The 15242-nt window shown below is 69.4% G+C and carries 13 protein-coding genes; 7 read left to right on the top strand and 6 right to left on the bottom strand.

Annotation, left to right across the window (positions count from 1 at the left end):
- Nucleotides 1-55 precede the first annotated feature (55 nt).
- Genes DEI89_RS01420 through sufB form a run of 3 tightly spaced genes read right to left on the bottom strand, consistent with a single transcriptional unit; the run spans nucleotide 56 to nucleotide 3099 of the window.
- Nucleotides 56-382, bottom strand: a complete 327-nt coding sequence (locus DEI89_RS01420; RefSeq protein ID WP_375537759.1) for a non-heme iron oxygenase ferredoxin subunit — start codon at nucleotides 380-382, stop codon at nucleotides 56-58.
- Entirely contained in the window at nucleotides 382-1680 is a 1299-nt protein-coding gene (gene sufD, locus DEI89_RS01415; protein ID WP_110902236.1) for a Fe-S cluster assembly protein SufD, read from the bottom strand. Before sufD ends, DEI89_RS01420 begins: the two co-directional genes overlap by 1 nt.
- The gene (gene sufB, locus DEI89_RS01410; protein WP_110902235.1) at nucleotides 1681-3099 is read right to left on the bottom strand and encodes a Fe-S cluster assembly protein SufB; all 1419 of its coding nucleotides are present in this window, start codon (nucleotides 3097-3099) and stop codon (nucleotides 1681-1683) included.
- 250 nt (nucleotides 3100-3349) lie between these two features.
- Here sufB and DEI89_RS01405 point away from each other — a divergent pair, with 250 nt between their 5' ends.
- Nucleotides 3350-4315, top strand: coding sequence for a heme A synthase (locus tag DEI89_RS01405; RefSeq protein ID WP_110902234.1), 966 nt, complete (start codon nucleotides 3350-3352; stop codon nucleotides 4313-4315).
- A 329-nt stretch (nucleotides 4316-4644) separates the two neighbouring features.
- On the opposite strand, the gene DEI89_RS01400 is transcribed toward DEI89_RS01405, so the two are convergent.
- On the bottom strand, nucleotides 4645-5574 hold the full coding sequence (locus DEI89_RS01400) for a heme o synthase (protein WP_181421450.1): 930 nt from the start codon (nucleotides 5572-5574) through the stop codon (nucleotides 4645-4647).
- 414 nt (nucleotides 5575-5988) lie between these two features.
- Between DEI89_RS01400 and tkt the strand changes: the two genes are divergently transcribed.
- The 6 genes from tkt (at nucleotide 5989) to pgl (ending at nucleotide 14331) form a co-directional block, all read left to right on the top strand.
- Nucleotides 5989-8085, top strand: a complete 2097-nt coding sequence (tkt, locus tag DEI89_RS01395; RefSeq protein ID WP_110902232.1) for a transketolase — start codon at nucleotides 5989-5991, stop codon at nucleotides 8083-8085.
- Nucleotides 8086-8239: 154 nt separating this feature from the next.
- Nucleotides 8240-9352, top strand: coding sequence for a transaldolase (gene tal / locus DEI89_RS01390; RefSeq protein WP_110902231.1), 1113 nt, complete (start codon nucleotides 8240-8242; stop codon nucleotides 9350-9352).
- A 2-nt stretch (nucleotides 9353-9354) separates the two neighbouring features.
- Complete coding sequence (locus DEI89_RS01385) at nucleotides 9355-10953, top strand: glucose-6-phosphate isomerase (protein WP_110902230.1); 1599 nt, start codon at nucleotides 9355-9357, stop codon at nucleotides 10951-10953.
- A 19-nt stretch (nucleotides 10954-10972) separates the two neighbouring features.
- A complete protein-coding gene (gene zwf, locus DEI89_RS01380) occupies nucleotides 10973-12511 on the top strand; it encodes a glucose-6-phosphate dehydrogenase (RefSeq protein ID WP_110902229.1) in 1539 nt (512 codons plus the stop codon).
- Nucleotides 12508-13452, top strand: coding sequence for a glucose-6-phosphate dehydrogenase assembly protein OpcA (locus tag DEI89_RS01375; protein ID WP_110902228.1), 945 nt, complete (start codon nucleotides 12508-12510; stop codon nucleotides 13450-13452). Before zwf ends, DEI89_RS01375 begins: the two co-directional genes overlap by 4 nt.
- A 108-nt stretch (nucleotides 13453-13560) precedes the next feature.
- A complete protein-coding gene (gene pgl, locus DEI89_RS01370; RefSeq protein ID WP_110902227.1) occupies nucleotides 13561-14331 on the top strand; it encodes a 6-phosphogluconolactonase in 771 nt (256 codons plus the stop codon).
- A gap of 158 nt (nucleotides 14332-14489) precedes the next feature.
- On the opposite strand, the gene DEI89_RS01365 is transcribed toward pgl, so the two are convergent.
- Both DEI89_RS01365 and secG read right to left on the bottom strand, forming a co-directional pair.
- Complete coding sequence (locus tag DEI89_RS01365; RefSeq protein WP_110902226.1) at nucleotides 14490-14852, bottom strand: RNA polymerase-binding protein RbpA; 363 nt, start codon at nucleotides 14850-14852, stop codon at nucleotides 14490-14492.
- Nucleotide 14853: 1 nt separating this feature from the next.
- Nucleotides 14854-15105 carry a preprotein translocase subunit SecG gene (secG, locus tag DEI89_RS01360; RefSeq protein WP_110825023.1) on the bottom strand — a complete coding sequence of 84 codons (252 nt, stop codon included), beginning with the start codon at nucleotides 15103-15105 and terminating at the stop codon, nucleotides 14854-14856.
- Nucleotides 15106-15242 lie beyond the last annotated feature (137 nt).

Raw genomic sequence — 15242 nt, 5'->3', positions numbered from 1 at the left:
CCTTCGGTTGCAGCTGTGGTGCGGCGTCAGCCGCGGGAAGAGTGTGGGGTGGCGCTCAGTCGACCGGGACCGGCTCGTGCACGTCGACGTAGACGTCGCCGTCACGGACCTCGACCCGGAAGACCGGCACCGGCTCGTACGCCGGGAAGTTCTTCGGCTTGCCGGTCGTCAGCGAGAACTGCGACCCGTGCGCCCAGCACTCCAGCGAGTCGCCCTCGACGAAGCCCTCGGACAGCGAGATGTCGCCGTGCGTGCAGGTGTCACCGATGGCATGCACGGTGCCGGCCGAGTCCTTCACGATCGCGACGGCGGTGCCGTCGACGACCGCACGCATCGGGCTGTCCACCGCGATGTCGCTCTCGGCGCAGACCTTCTCGGCCATCAGGCGTCGACCCCGGCGGCAACAGACCCGGCGGCAGCAGCCTCGGCGGCGGGCGCGGCGAGGACCGTCCGGCCCTCCATGAGCTCCTGCTCGACGGCGGCGATGAGACGCTCCTCGAGCTCGGGCGCGCCGATCTTCTGGATCACCTCGACCAGGAAGCCCAGGACGACGAGACGACGTGCCTCTTCCTCCGGGATGCCGCGGGCCTGCAGGTAGAAGAGCTGCTCGTCGTCGAAGCGACCGGTGGCGCTGGCGTGGCCGGCACCGGTGATGTCGCCCGTCTCGATCTCGAGGTTCGGGATGCTGTCGGCGCGCGTGCCGTCGGTCAGGACCAGGTTGCGGTTCTGCTCGTACGAGTCCGTGCCGGGAGCCGAACGTCCGATGAGGACGTCGCCGATCCACACCGTGTGCGCACCCTGGCCCTGCAACGCGCCCTTGTAGTTGACCCGGCTGCGGGTGTTCGGCGCGTCGTGGTCGACGTAGACCTGCTGCTCGATGTACTGGCCGGCGTCGGCGAAGTAGACGCCGTACATCTCGACGTCGCCGCCCTGCGCACCGAGGTGCGTGGACGGGTTGACGCGGATGACGTCACCGCCGAGCGAGACCACGACGTGCTTGAGGAAGGCATCGCGGCCGACCTCGGCGAAGTGCGTCGAGACGTGCACCGCGTCGTCGTCCCAGTCCTGGACCGAGACGACGGTGAGTCGTGCGCCGTCGCGGACGACGACCTCGACGTTCTCGCTGAGGAGCGCCGTGCCACGGTTGTCGATGACGACGATGCCCTGCGCCTGCGGCTCGGCCGTGATGACCGTGTGCGCCGCGCGCGCCCGCGAGCCGAAGTCGGAGCGGGTCACCGTGATGAACTCGTGCTCGTCGGTGCCCTTCACGGTGATCGCCAGGACGGCGTCACGCGCGCTCCAGGCGGCCGCGGCCGCCCGGTCCTCCGGCAGTCCGGCGCCGCCGACGCGGGGGTCGTCGCTACGACCCCACTCGACGTCGGCGCCCGCGGACTGGGTCGCGAGGAAGGGGTACGCCGAGCCGTCCAGCGGGCCGTCGAGCAGCGGCTGGATCTTGGCGAGCGGGGCGAACTTCCAGTTGACCTCTCGGCCGGTGACGACGGGGAAGGCGTCGACGTCGCCCGAGCGGAACCGCTCGGAACGCGTCTGCACCGGCACCTTGGTGTCCCAGCCGCCGTCGGAGTGCGCCCGGGCGCCGTGCTGGTCCGTACCGCCCGACGAGAGCGTGCTCGCGGGCTCCGTCGGCTGGTCGATGTGGGGAGGAGGGGTGGTGCTGGACATCTAGCCGACGGATCCTTCCATGCTCATCTCGATGAGCTTGTTGAGTTCGAGTGCGTACTCCATCGGGAGCTCGCGGGCGATGGGTTCGATGAAACCGCGCACGATCATCGCCATGGCCTCGTCCTCGGCCATGCCGCGGGACATGAGGTAGAACAGCTGCTCCTCGCTGACGCGGGAGACGGTGGCCTCGTGGCCGAGCTGCACGTCGTCGACACGGATGTCGATCGCCGGGTAGGTGTCGCTCCGCGAGACGGTGTCGACGAGCAGCGCGTCACAGCGGACCGTGTTGGCCGAGTGGTGTGCGCCCGGGTCGACCCGGACCTCACCGCGGTACCCGGCACGACCGCCACCACGGGCGATCGACTTCGAGACGATCGACGACGTCGTGTACGGCGCCATGTGGATCATCTTCGCGCCGGCGTCCTGGTGCTGGCCGGGGCCGGCGAAGGCGACGGACAGGGTCTCGCCCTTGGCGTGCTCACCGGCGAGGTAGATGGACGGGTACTTCATCGTGACCTTGGACCCGATGTTGCCGTCGATCCACTCCATGGTCGCGCCCTCGTGGGCGATCGCACGCTTCGTGACGAGGTTGTAGACGTTGTTCGACCAGTTCTGGATCGTCGTGTAGCGGACGCGGGCGTTCTTCTTCACGATGATCTCGACGACGGCCGAGTGCAGGGAGTCCGACTTGTAGATCGGGGCGGTGCAGCCCTCGATGTAGTGGATGTACGAGTCCTCGTCCGCGATGATCAGCGTCCGCTCGAACTGGCCCATGTTCTCCGTGTTGATGCGGAAGTAGGCCTGCAGCGGGATCTCGACGTGGACCCCCTTCGGGACGTAGACGAACGAGCCGCCGGACCACACGGCCGTGTTCAGCGCAGCGAACTTGTTGTCGCCGGCCGGGATCACGGTGCCGAAGTACTCCTCGAACAGCTCCGGGTGCTCGCGCAGCGCCGTGTCGGTGTCCATGAAGATGACGCCCTGCTGCTCCAGGTCCTCGCGGATCTGGTGGTAGACGACCTCGGACTCGTACTGCGCGGCGACGCCGGCGACGAGGCGCTGACGCTCGGCCTCCGGGATGCCCAGGCGCTCGTACGTGGTGCGGATGTCCTCGGGGAGGTCCTCCCACGACTCGGCCTGCTTCTCGGTCGACTTCACGAAGTACTTGATGTTGTCGAAGTCGATGTCCGACAGGTCGGCGCCCCACGAGGGCATCGGCTTGCGGTCGAAGAGCTTCAGCGCCTTCAGCCGGTTGGCACGCATCCACTCGGGTTCACCCTTGCGGCCGGAGATGTCGGTGACGACCTCTTCCGACAGGCCACGGCGCGCAGAGGCGCCGGCCGCGTCGGAGTCGGCCCAGCCGAATTCGTACTGGCCGAGCCCTTCGAGTTCTGGACGGTCGATGAGCACGTCGGACATGGTCTCCTCGTTTCCTTCTCGCAACAGCGTCTCCGGTACAACCCGGTGGTGTCGGACACCATTCCACCGCAGGCCGCCGACACGGCGGTCCATGGTGTTGCTGCCTCGCAACGTCGATGCTTCCACGCAGTCGCGGGACCGATCGGCGATCACGGCTCATTCGGAGCCGGCGCCTGCCTAGACTTGACTGCTGCTGAACCCTCGAATCCTACAGGTCCAGGGCCCGGAACAACAGGAAGGCACCACCCTCGTGACTCGCGTCGGCCCCACCGTCGAGCAGGACGTCCGGACTCCGACCACCTGGTGGTCACTCCCCCGCACCGTCGACCCGCGCGTCGTGGTCCTCGCCTGGGCGTCCTTCGTCGTCGAGGTCGTGCTCATCGGCACCGGTGGGCTGGTCCGCCTGACCGCCTCCGGCCTCGGCTGCCCCACCTGGCCGAAGTGCACCACCGACTCGCTCGTGTCCACGCCCGAGATGGGCATCCACGGCGTCATCGAGTTCGGCAACCGCCTCCTCACCTTCGTGCTGGTCGTCGTCGCGATCGCGATGTTCCTGGCGGTCGTCCGGATGCGGAAGACCCGGCCGGAGCTGTTCTGGCTGGCGTTCGCCCAGGGCGCGGCGATCCCCGTCCAGGCCGTCATCGGCGGCGTGTCGGTCATCTCCGGCCTCAACCCGTTCGTCGTCGGACTGCACTTCGTCGTCTCCGCCGTCCTGACGAGCATCACCGCCGCACTCGTCTACCGCTCGGTGAACGGCCCGCGTGTCCGCGACCGCATCGTGCCCCGCTGGTACTTCGCCGTCGTCCGCAGCACCGTGGTCGCCGTCGCCGTCACCGTCCTGGTCGGCATCCTCACCACCGGCAGCGGTCCGCACGCCGGCGCGAGCGAGCGGGTGGACGGCGGCGCCGTGCACCGGACGGGCTTCGACACGCAGCTCATGGAGCACCTGCACGCGATCCCCGCTTACGCGACCTTCGCCCTGACGCTCGTGCTCGTCATCGGAGCGGTCCGCCTCGGCATCTCCAGCAGGAGCGCGCTGCTGTTGCTCGTCGTCGAGTTCGTCCAGATCGCGGTCGGGCTCACCCAGGCCCGCACCGGCCTGCCCGTCGGCCTGGTGGGCACCCACATGGTGCTCGCCGGCCTGCTCGTCGCGGCGGTGACCGCGGTGGTGCTCTCCACCCGCTCGAGTGCCGGTCGGGACGCCGTCCGGGCCTGACCCGGCTCGGCCCCACCGCGGCTGCGGGCCGGCCACCTCCCTCGTCACGGCAGCCGTCCGCGAGTGGCGATCCGTGCCTCCCGGACGGCCGCGGACCCGGTCCTGGCCCCGGACGCAACACGTCTGCGTGCACCTTCGGCCGAACGGTCGCTTCCGCGCAGGAGTCCGCCGGCACCGCGCCCCGCACGCCGCTGCCGTCTGGCCACGGGCGCGAAAGCGACAGATGAGCGCGGCCACGTTGCGGTGAACTGTCGCCCGCCGCGCCCGCCCCCGAAACGACGACGGGCCCGACCTCCGAGGAGGCCGGGCCCGTGGTCACACCGGGTGGATCAGATCGTGAACGTGAACACCTGCGGGAGCAGCGGATCGATGCCGACCGCGATGAACAGCAGCGTCAGGTACGTGATCGAGCTGCGGAACACGCGCATCGGGTGCACCTGCTCCATGTGCTGGATCGCCCGGTTGTAGAGCAGGTGCGACTCGACGACGAACCAGATGCCGCCAGCGAGTGCGACCACCGTGTACAGCGGGCCCATGTTCGCGACCGGGACGAGCAGCAGCGAGCAGACCAGGGTCGCCCAGGCGTAGAGCACGACCTGCAGCCCGACGACGGTCCGCCCGCGCACGACGGCCAGCATCGGCACGTCGGCGGCGTCGTAGTCGTCGCGGTACTTCATCGACAGCGGCCAGTAGTGCGGCGGCGTCCAGAGGAAGATCACCATGAAGAGGACGACCGGCGCCCAGGTCAGCGAGCCGGTGACGGCCGCCCACCCGATGAGGACCGGCATGCACCCCGCAGAGCCGCCCCAGACGATGTTCTGCGGGGTCCGGCGCTTGAGCCAGAGCGTGTAGACGAACACGTAGATGAGGATCGCGGCGACGCTCAACGCAGCCGCCAACCAGTTCACGAAGACGACGAGGACCGCGGTCGACACGATGCCGAGGATCCACGAGAACACCAGCGCTTCGCGGTCCGAGAGCTCACCGGTCACCAGCGGACGTGTGCTCGTGCGCTTCATCAGGCGGTCGATGTCGCGGTCGATGTAGCAGTTGAACGCGGACGCCGAGCCGGCCGACATCGCGCCACCGAGCATCGTCCAGAACACGAGCCACAGGTCGGGCACGCCGCGCTCGGCGAGGAACATCGTGGGCGCGGTGGTGACGAGCAGGAGCTCCATCACGCGCGGCTTGGTGAGCGAGACGTACGCCCGGACCTTGCGGGACAGCATCGACCGACGAACGGTGTCTGGCCTGGTCACGGTGGCAGTCGGCAAGGGAACCTCAGTCTGTTTCGCTGCAGCTCGCACGCTCGGGAGGACGTCACCGTCGGCGTCCGGGCGCGCGTGTCCGCGGAATGGTCGCGGATCACGATCAGTTTACGCGATCGAGGGCACCACGACGATGTCCGGCCGCATCGCAGCGGGTCCGGGACACGCCCGGACGGCGACCGGCCACCGAACGGCCACCGAGGCCCGTCGGTCACCTGGGCACCTTCTGAGTGCCGGTTCACTATGCTGGAGAGGCCCTCCCGCAGCGTGCCCCGAAGACGTCGGCCGCGATCGAGCCGGTCGGCCGCCGGCAACGGCGCCGCGACGGAGCCCCGGGTGGGCACCATGTCCGTGCGATGGCACGAGCCCTCGCACATGTCGCATCAATGAAGGGTCAACATCCAAGTGGCTGAATTCACCTGGGACGCCATCGACCGGAAGGCCGTCGACACGGCCCGCGTCCTCGCCGCCGACTCTGTCGAGGCGGCCGGCAACGGTCACCCCGGCACCGCGATGAGCCTCGCGCCGCTGGCTCACCTCCTCTTCCAGAAGGTGATGCGTCGCGACCCGAGCGACTCCACGTGGATCGGCCGCGACCGCTTCATCCTGTCGGCGGGTCACGCATCGATCCTGCAGTACGTGCAGTTCTACCTGCACGGGTACGGCCTCGAGCTCGACGACCTCCAGCACCTCCGCAAGTGGGGCTCCAAGACGCCGGGTCACCCGGAGTACGGCCACACTGACGGTGTCGAGATCACCACCGGACCGCTCGGCCAGGGCCTCGCGTCCGCGGTCGGCTTCGCCTACGCGCAGCGCTTCGAGCGCGGCCTGTTCGACCCGGAGACCCCGGCCAGTCAGTCGCCGTTCGACCACTACACCTACGTGATCGCCGGTGACGGTGACATGCAGGAAGGCGTCACGAACGAGGCCGGTTCGCTCGCAGGTCGCCAGCAGCTCGGCAACCTCATCGCCTTCTACGACTCGAACCAGATCTCGATCGAGGACGACACCGACATCGCGTTCTCCGAGGACGTCCACGCCCGCTACGAGGCGCTCGGCTGGCATGTCCAGGTCGTCGACTGGAAGAAGACCGGCGAGTACCACGAGGACGCCGAAGCACTCTTCGCCGCCGTCGAGGCCGCCAAGCAGGTCCACGACAAGCCGTCGCTGATCGTCATCAAGACGATCATCGGCTGGCCGTCGCCCACCAAGCAGAACTCCGGCAAGATCCACGGCTCGGCCCTCGGTGCCGACGAGCTCAAGGGCCTGAAGGAGGTCCTCGGCTTCGACACCGAGAAGACCTTCGACGTCGACCCCGAGGTCCTCGACTACACCCGTGGCGCGATCGCCAAGGGCCAGGCCGAGCACGCCGAGTGGCAGAAGACCTTCGACGCGTGGGCCGCGGCCAACGCCGACAAGAAGGCACTGTTCGACCGGGTGCAGGCGAAGCAGCTGCCCGAGGGCCTCGAAGCCGCCCTCCCGGTGTTCAGCACCGAGAAGGCCGTCTCGACCCGCGCCGCCTCCGGCAAGGTCATCAACGCCATCGCGCCGCTGATGCCCGAGTTCTGGGGTGGCTCCGCCGACCTCGCCGAGTCGAACCTCACCACGATCGAGGACGGCAAGTCCTTCGGTCCGGCCGAGGCCTCGACGAAGACCTGGACGACGGACCCGTTCGGCCGCGTGCTGCACTTCGGCATCCGCGAGCACGCCATGGGCTCGATCCTGAACGGCATCGTCCTGCACGGCAACACCCGCCCCTTCGGCGGCACCTTCCTGATCTTCAGCGACTACATGCGTCCGGCAGTCCGTCTCGCCGCCCTCATGAAGGCGCCCGCGATCTACGTCTGGACGCACGACTCCATCGCCCTCGGCGAGGACGGCCCCACGCACCAGCCGATCGAGCAGATCACCGCCCTCCGTGCGATCCCGGGTCTCGACGTCGTCCGCCCCGCGGACGCCAACGAGGTCGCGTACGCCTGGCTCGAGATGCTCAAGCACCAGGACCGCCCGGCCGGCATCGCGCTCAGCCGCCAGAACCTGCCCGTCTTCGAGCGTGGCGACGGTGACGCCTCGGGCGAGGTCTTCGCCTCGGCGAAGAACGTCGCCAAGGGTGCGTACGTCCTCGCCGAAGCGCCGAACGGCACTCCGGACGTCATCCTCATCGGCACCGGCTCCGAGGTCCAGATCGCGGTCGACGCCCGTGAGCAGCTGAAGAGCGAGGGCATCAACGCCCGCGTCGTGTCCGCCCCGTCGCTCGAGTGGTTCTTCGAGCAGGACGAGGCGTACCGCGAGTCGGTCCTGCCGAAGGCCGTCAAGGCCCGTGTCTCGGTCGAGGCCGGGATCGCGATGAGCTGGCGCGACATCGTCGGCGACGCCGGCCGCAGCGTGTCGATCGAGCACTTCGGTGCCTCGGCCGACTACCAGAAGCTGTTCGAGGAGTTCGGCTTCACCACCGAGCACGTCATCTCGGCTGCCAAGGAATCGATCGCAGCAGCGTCCTGACCCACCGGGCCGGGTCCGGACATCCGGGCCCGGCCCTTCCGCACGGGAGGCCCGTGGCGGTCCCGCCACGTCCCTCCCGTGCCGGGGGCTCGACCCCCGCACAGACCACGGCTCCCCGGAGCCGACGAACGAAAACGAAGCAGAGAAGAAGCGAATGACTGACACCACCCCCACCGAAGCCCTCTCCGCCGTCGGCGTGAGCATCTGGCTCGACGACCTGTCCCGTGAGCTGCTGGAGACCGGCCGTCTCGAGAACCTCATCGCGGACCGCAACGTCGTCGGCGTGACCACGAACCCGACGATCTTCGCCTCGGCCCTCGCCAAGGGCGAGCGCTACGACGCGCAGGTCAAGGAGCTCGCCGCTGCGGGCACCGACGTCACGAACGCGATCTTCGAGATCACCACGCGCGACGTCGCCGACGCGTCCGACATCTTCGCCCCGATCTACGCCTCGTCCAACGGCTTCGACGGCCGCGTCTCCATCGAGGTCGAGCCGGGTCTCGCGCACGACACCGCGAAGACCATCGAGCAGGCGAAGTTCCTGTTCGACAAGGTCGGCAAGGAGAACGTCCTCATCAAGATCCCGGCGACCGTCGACGGGCTCGAGGCCATCACCGAGGTCATCGGCGCCGGCATCTCGGTCAACGTCACCCTGATCTTCTCGCTCGAGCGCTACCGCGCCGTCATCGACGCCTACCTCGGTGGCCTCGAGAAGGCCAAGGCCGCCGGCCACGACCTCTCGAAGATCCACTCGGTCGCGTCGTTCTTCGTCTCGCGCGTCGACTCCGAGATCGACAAGCGTCTCGACGCCGTCGGCTCGGACGAGGCGACCGCGCTCAAGTCGAAGGCCGGCATCGCCAACGCGCAGCTCGCCTACCAGGTGTGGACCCAGGCGTTCGCGACCGAGCGTGCCCTCGGCCTCCTCGAGTCCGGCGCGAACACGCAGCGCCCGCTCTGGGCCTCGACCGGTGTCAAGGACCCGTCGCTGCCCGACACCCTCTACGTGACCGAGCTCGCGGCCCCGAACACCGTCAACACGATGCCGGGCAAGACCCTCGAGGCCACGTTCGACCACGGTCAGATCCACGGCGATGCCATCGCCGGGACCTTCGACGACGCGAACCAGGTCATGGACCAGCTCGCCGCCGTCGGCATCGACTACGACGACGTCGTCGACCTCCTCGAGAAGGAGGCCGTCGAGAAGTTCAACGTCTCGTGGGGCGAGCTCGTCGACACCGTCAAGACGGCCCTCGAGAACGCCAAGTAAGAGTGACCGTCTCCATCGCCGCCAGCGGTGACGCGGCGCGGGCCATCGACACGGTGGTCCCGCGCCTCGTCACCGACCTGGTGGCGTCCGGGATCACGGCCCAGGACGCCGCGCTGTGGGGTCCTGCAGCCGAAGCCGAGGCGTCGAACCGCCTCGGCTGGGTCGAGGCCGTCTCGGTCTCGCGCCCGCTCGTCGCCGAGGTCGTGGCACTCCGCGACCAGCTGCACGAGCAGGGCGTCGACCGGGTGGTCCTCGCGGGCATGGGCGGATCGTCGCTCGCGCCGGAGGTCATCGCCCGGACCGCCGGCGTGCCACTGGTGGTGCTCGACTCCACCGATCCCGCGCAGGTCCGGGCCGCGCTCACCGACCTCGAGCGCACCGTGCTCGTCGTGTCGTCGAAGTCGGGCTCCACGCTCGAGACCGACTCGCAGCGCCGGGTGTTCGAGCAGGCGTTCCAGGACGCCGGCATCGACCCCGCCGGGCGGATCGTCGTCGTGACGGACCCGGGCTCCACGCTCGAGTCCGCGGCGCAGCAGGCCGGGTACCGCGCCTTCACCGCCGATCCGACCGTCGGCGGCCGCTACTCCGCACTGACCGCCTTCGGGCTGGTCCCGGCCGGGCTGGCCGGCGCCGACATCGCGGAGCTCCTCGACGAAGCCGACGCCATCAGTGTGCTGCTCGCCGTCGACACCGACGAGAACCCCGGCCTCGTGCTGGGCGCGGTCCTCGGCGGGACCGCTCCGCTGCGCGACAAGATCGCCATCGTCGCGGACGGCACCCACATCCTCGGCTTCGGTGACTGGGTCGAACAGCTCATCGCCGAGTCGACCGGCAAGGACGGCACGGGGCTGCTCCCCGTCGTCCTCGACGTCGACGCCCCAGAACTCGGCGCGGGTCTGCCCGACCTCCAGGTCGTGCGGCTCGTCGGGTCCCGCGAGGACGAGCGCCACGTCGCCGACGGCGAGCTGGAGATCACCGGCACGCTCGGTGGTCAGTTCCTCGTCTGGGAGTACGCGGTCGCGGTCGCCGGGCGGCTGCTCGGCATCAACCCCTTCGACCAGCCCGACGTGGAGGCCGCCAAGGTCGCCGCCCGCACGCTGCTCGACGGTCCTGCGTCACCGGACGTCACGCCGGCCTTCGAGGAGCACGGCATCGCCGTGTCCGCGACGGGTGGAGTCGACGTCGGGACGACGCTCGCCGAGGCCGTGTCGGGCCTCCTGGCCGGTCTCGGTGCCGACGGCTACGTGGCCGTCCACGCCTACGTGGACCGCGCCGCCGGTGCCGGCCTGGTGTCGCTCCGCGACCAGCTGGCCGCTCGCACCGGTCGGCCCGTCACCTTCGGCTTCGGGCCCCGGTTCCTGCACTCCACGGGCCAGTACCACAAGGGCGGCCCCGCGAACGGAGTGTTCCTGCAGATCGTCTCCGACGAGCAGGACGACCTCGCCGTCCCCGGCCGCCCGTTCACGTTCGGCCGGCTCATCCGAGCCCAGGCAGCCGGTGACGCGAGTGTCCTCGCCGAGCACGGCCGCCCGGTGCTGACCCTGTCGACGCGGGACGTCCCCGCGGCGGTGGCGGTCATCGCGGCTGCACTCACCACCTGATTCAAAGGAGTTCACCGACATGTCACCGGTGGCGATCACCCCGGAGCACAATCCGCTCCGGTTGCCCGCGGACCGTCGACTGAACCGGATCGCGGGTCCCAGCACCCTCATCATCTTCGGGGTGACGGGAGACCTCTCCCGGAAGAAGCTGATGCCCGCGGTCTACGACCTCGCGAACCGGGGGCTCCTGCCCCCGGGATTCGCGCTGGTCGGGTTCGCTCGGCGCGACTGGGAGGACCAGGACTTCTCCCAACTCGTCCACGATGCCGTCAAGGAGCACTCGCGGACCCCCTTCGACGAGGACGTCTGGCGTCAGCTCGAACAGGGCATCCGCTTCGTCCAGGGATCGTTCGACGACCCGGAGGCGTTCCGGCTGCTCAAGGAGACCGTCGACACGCTCGACGCCGAACGTGGGACGCTCGGCAACCACGCCTTCTACCTCTCCATCCCGCCGAAGATGTTCCCCGTGGTCACGGAGCAGCTCAAGGTCTCGGGCCTCACCGAGAAGCGCGACGGCTCCTGGAGCCGCGTCGTGGTCGAGAAGCCGTTCGGCTCCGACCTCCGCACCGCACGTGAGCTGAACGCCATCGTCGAGAGCGTCTTCGCTCCCGACGACGTGTTCCGCATCGACCACTACCTCGGCAAGGAGACCGTCCAGAACCTCCTGACGCTGCGGTTCGCGAACCAGATGTACGAACCCATCTGGAACTCGAACTACGTCGACCACGTGCAGATCACGATGGCCGAGGACATCGGCGTCGCCGGACGAGCCGCGTACTACGACGGGATCGGCGCGGCGCGCGACGTCATCCAGAACCACCTCCTGCAGCTCCTCGCCCTCACGGCGATGGAGGAGCCCGTCTCGTTCAAGGCCGGACACCTCCGTGCCGAGAAGGAGAAGGTGCTCTCCGCGGTCCGCCTGCCCGAGGACCTGTCCACGGCGACCAGCCGCGGGCAGTACGCCGGTGGGTGGCAGGGCGGCGAGAAGGTGCTCGGGTTCCTCGAGGAAGCGGGCATGAACCCCGAGTCCACGACCGAGACCTTCGCGGCCATCCGTCTCGACATCGCGACCCGCCGCTGGCAGGGCGTCCCGTTCTACCTGCGTGCCGGCAAGCGACTCGGTCGTCGGGTGACCGAGATCGCGATCGTGTTCAAGCGCGTGCCCGAGGACGTCTTCGGCATCGAGCAGTCCCCGCTCGGCCAGAACGCCCTCGTGATCCGCGTGCAGCCGGACGAGGGCGTCACGCTCCGCTTCGGTTCGAAGGTCCCGGGCGTCGGGACGCAGGTCCGCGACGTGACGATGGACTTCGGCTACGGCCACGCGTTCACCGAGGCCTCTCCCGAGGCCTACGAACGGCTCATCCTCGACGTGCTCCTCGGTGACCCGCCGCTGTTCCCGCGGCACCAGGAGGTCGAGTTGTCCTGGAAGATCCTCGACCCGATCGAGGAGTTCTGGCGGACTCAGGGCCAGCCCGAACAGTACCGTCCCGGCACCTGGGGCCCGGCTTCGGCCGACGAGCTCCTGGCCCGCGACGGTCGGACCTGGAGGCGTCCATGAAGATCGACCTGCCGAACACCACGGTCTCGAAGATCCAGAAGACCCTGGTGCACATCCGCGAAGAGGGCGGCGCCGTCGCCCTGGGCCGCGTCCTCACCCTCATAGTCTCGACCGCCCTCGGTCGCGAGGAAGAGGCGATCGAGGCCGCGAACCAGGCGTCCCGCGAGCACCCGATGCGCGTCGTCATCGTGTCGAAGAACGAGGGGGACGTCGCGTCCCCCGGCCGGCTCGACGCGCAGATCCGCGTGGGTAGCGACGCCGGAGCCAGCGAGGTCATCGTCCTCCGTGCCTACGGCGAGACCGCGGCGGACGAGGAGAGCCTGGTCACCGGGCTGCTGCTGCCCGACGCGCCCGTCGTGGCCTGGTGGCCGGAAGCCGCGCCGGAGAAGCCCTCGGCGTCCCCGCTCGGCCGGATCGCCCAGCGTCGCATCACGGACGCAGCCGCTCAGAAGGACCCGAACGCGGCGATCATGGCGCTGGCCGACTCCTACGCACCGGGTGACACCGACTTCGCGTGGACCCGCCTGACCCTCTGGCGGAACCAGCTCGCCGCCGCGCTCGACCAGCCGCCGTTCGAGCCGATCACCGCGGTGGAGGTCTCGGGCGCGTTCGACAGCCCGTCGACCGTCCTGCTCGCGGCCTGGCTCGGACTGCAGCTCAAGGTCCCGGTGGAGGTCACCACCTCGCCCCGGGCGACCGGTTCGAGCGGCATCCACGGCGTCAAGCTGATCCGCGAGTCCGGGACCATCGAACTCGAGCGGTCCCTGGTCGACGTGGCGACGCTGTCGATGCCCGGTCAGCCGACGCACGACCTGTCCCTGCCCCGTCGGAACCTCCGCGACTGCCTGGCCGAGGAACTCCGTAGACTCGACCCGGACGTCCTCTTCGGAGACGTCGTCAAGCACGGGGTGGCCAAGCTCCGCGAACGCATCGCGGGCTGAACCACCACGGTCCGGCCGCCCGTCCTCCCCCACCCGCACGGTGGACGGTCGGACGGCCGGCCGGACCGGCCCGCGGGCACACCGACCGCACACGAACACAGGAGTCACGTGACCAACGAACGGCGGGTGCTCGTGCACCCCGACAAGCAGGCCCTCGGCGCCTCCGTCGCCGCACGCTTCATCACGAAGATCATCGACGTCCTCGACGAGCAGGGGCGAGCCGACATCGCGATCAGCGGGGGCTCCGTCTCCACTCTCGTCCTGGCTGCGATCGGTCAGTCGCAGGCGAAGCAGAGCGTCGACTGGTCGAAGGTCCACGTCTGGTGGGTCGACGAGCGCTGGGTGCCGGAGGGGGACGCGGACCGCAACATCACCGGCACGCAGACGGACTTCCTGGACCACGTGAGCATCCCGCCGGAGAACATCCACCCGATGGCTCCGTCGGACGCCGGCATCAGCATCGACGAGGCCGCCGAGCAGTACGAGCGCGAACTCCTCGCCGCTGCCCCGGACTCCGCCGAGACCCCCCGGTTCGACATCACCCTGCTCGGCGTCGGACCGGACGGCCACACCGCTTCGCTGTTCCCGGAGTTCCCGCAGCTGCGCATCACCGACCGCAAGGTCGTCCCGGTCGACGACTCCCCCAAGCCGCCGGCACAGCGCCTGACGCTCACGTACCCGGTGATCAACGCCTCGCAGCGCGTCTGGGTCATCCTGTCCGGAGCCGAGAAGGCGTCGGTCCTCGGGCTGGCACTCGCGGGCGCTTCGGTCGACGAGGTCCCCGTCGGCGGCGTGCGTGGTCGGAAGCGCACCGTCTTCTTCGTCGACCAGGACGCCGCACGCGACGTCCCGGAGAACCTCATTGCGTCGACGTACTGACGCACGGGGCGCGTGACGCGCCTGCACACGGACGGGAGGCCCGGTACCAGCTGGTACCGGGCCTCCCGTCCGTCGTCCGCTCCCGGACCGTCACGGCGATGACAGAGAAGGCCCCCGCGCCGATCGGTGCGGGGGCCTTCTCTGTACCCGGTGGTGGTCTACTTGGCTGCGGTCCCGCGGCGCTGGCGCAGCTGCTGGAGCGCGTCCTCGAGGAGCTGCGCTGCCTCTTCCTCGGTGCGACGCTCCTTCACGTACGCGAGGTGCGTCTTGTACGGCTCGGTCTTGGCGACCTGCGGCGGGTTCTCCTTGTCACGACCGGCCGGCAGACCCGTTGACGGCGAGTCGACCGTCTCCGGGATCTCGTCGTCGGGCAGGTTCGCGGCGAAGTACCGGACGACCTCGTTGCCCATCGCGTCCCAGTAGGAGATGGCCACACGCTCGGCCTGGACCCCACGGTCCTGTTCGCCCATCGGGCCCGCGCCGACGCGCGACCCGCGGATTGCGCTTCCTCCGGATGCCATGTCAGCTCCCTGCCGTGAACTTGTTGATGAGACCGAGCACGATGATGCTGGAGATCCAGAGGAGCCCGAGGATCACCGTGATGCGGTTCAGGTTGCGCTCGGCGACGCCAGATGCCCCGAGGTTGCTCGTCACACCACCGCCGAACATGTCGGAGAGACCGCCACCGCGGCCCTTGTGCAGGAGGATGAGGAGCGTGAGCAGGAGGCTCGTGATCGCGAGCAGGACCTGCAGCACGACGGAGAGTATCGCCACGACGTACCTTTCGTGTCAGTCAGCCATCCGAGTATACCGGTCACGCGGAGCGCGGTCGGGACCCGGACGTGCTGGGCGGTTCGGGAGGGGCACAGCACGAGGCGCGACGGGCGATGCCCGTCGCGCCTCGGCGGTGC

The sequence above is a fragment of the Curtobacterium sp. MCBD17_030 genome, from assembly GCF_003224255.1.
Lineage (GTDB): Bacteria > Actinomycetota > Actinomycetes > Actinomycetales > Microbacteriaceae > Curtobacterium.
This window is presented reverse-complemented; position numbering and strand designations above follow the sequence as displayed.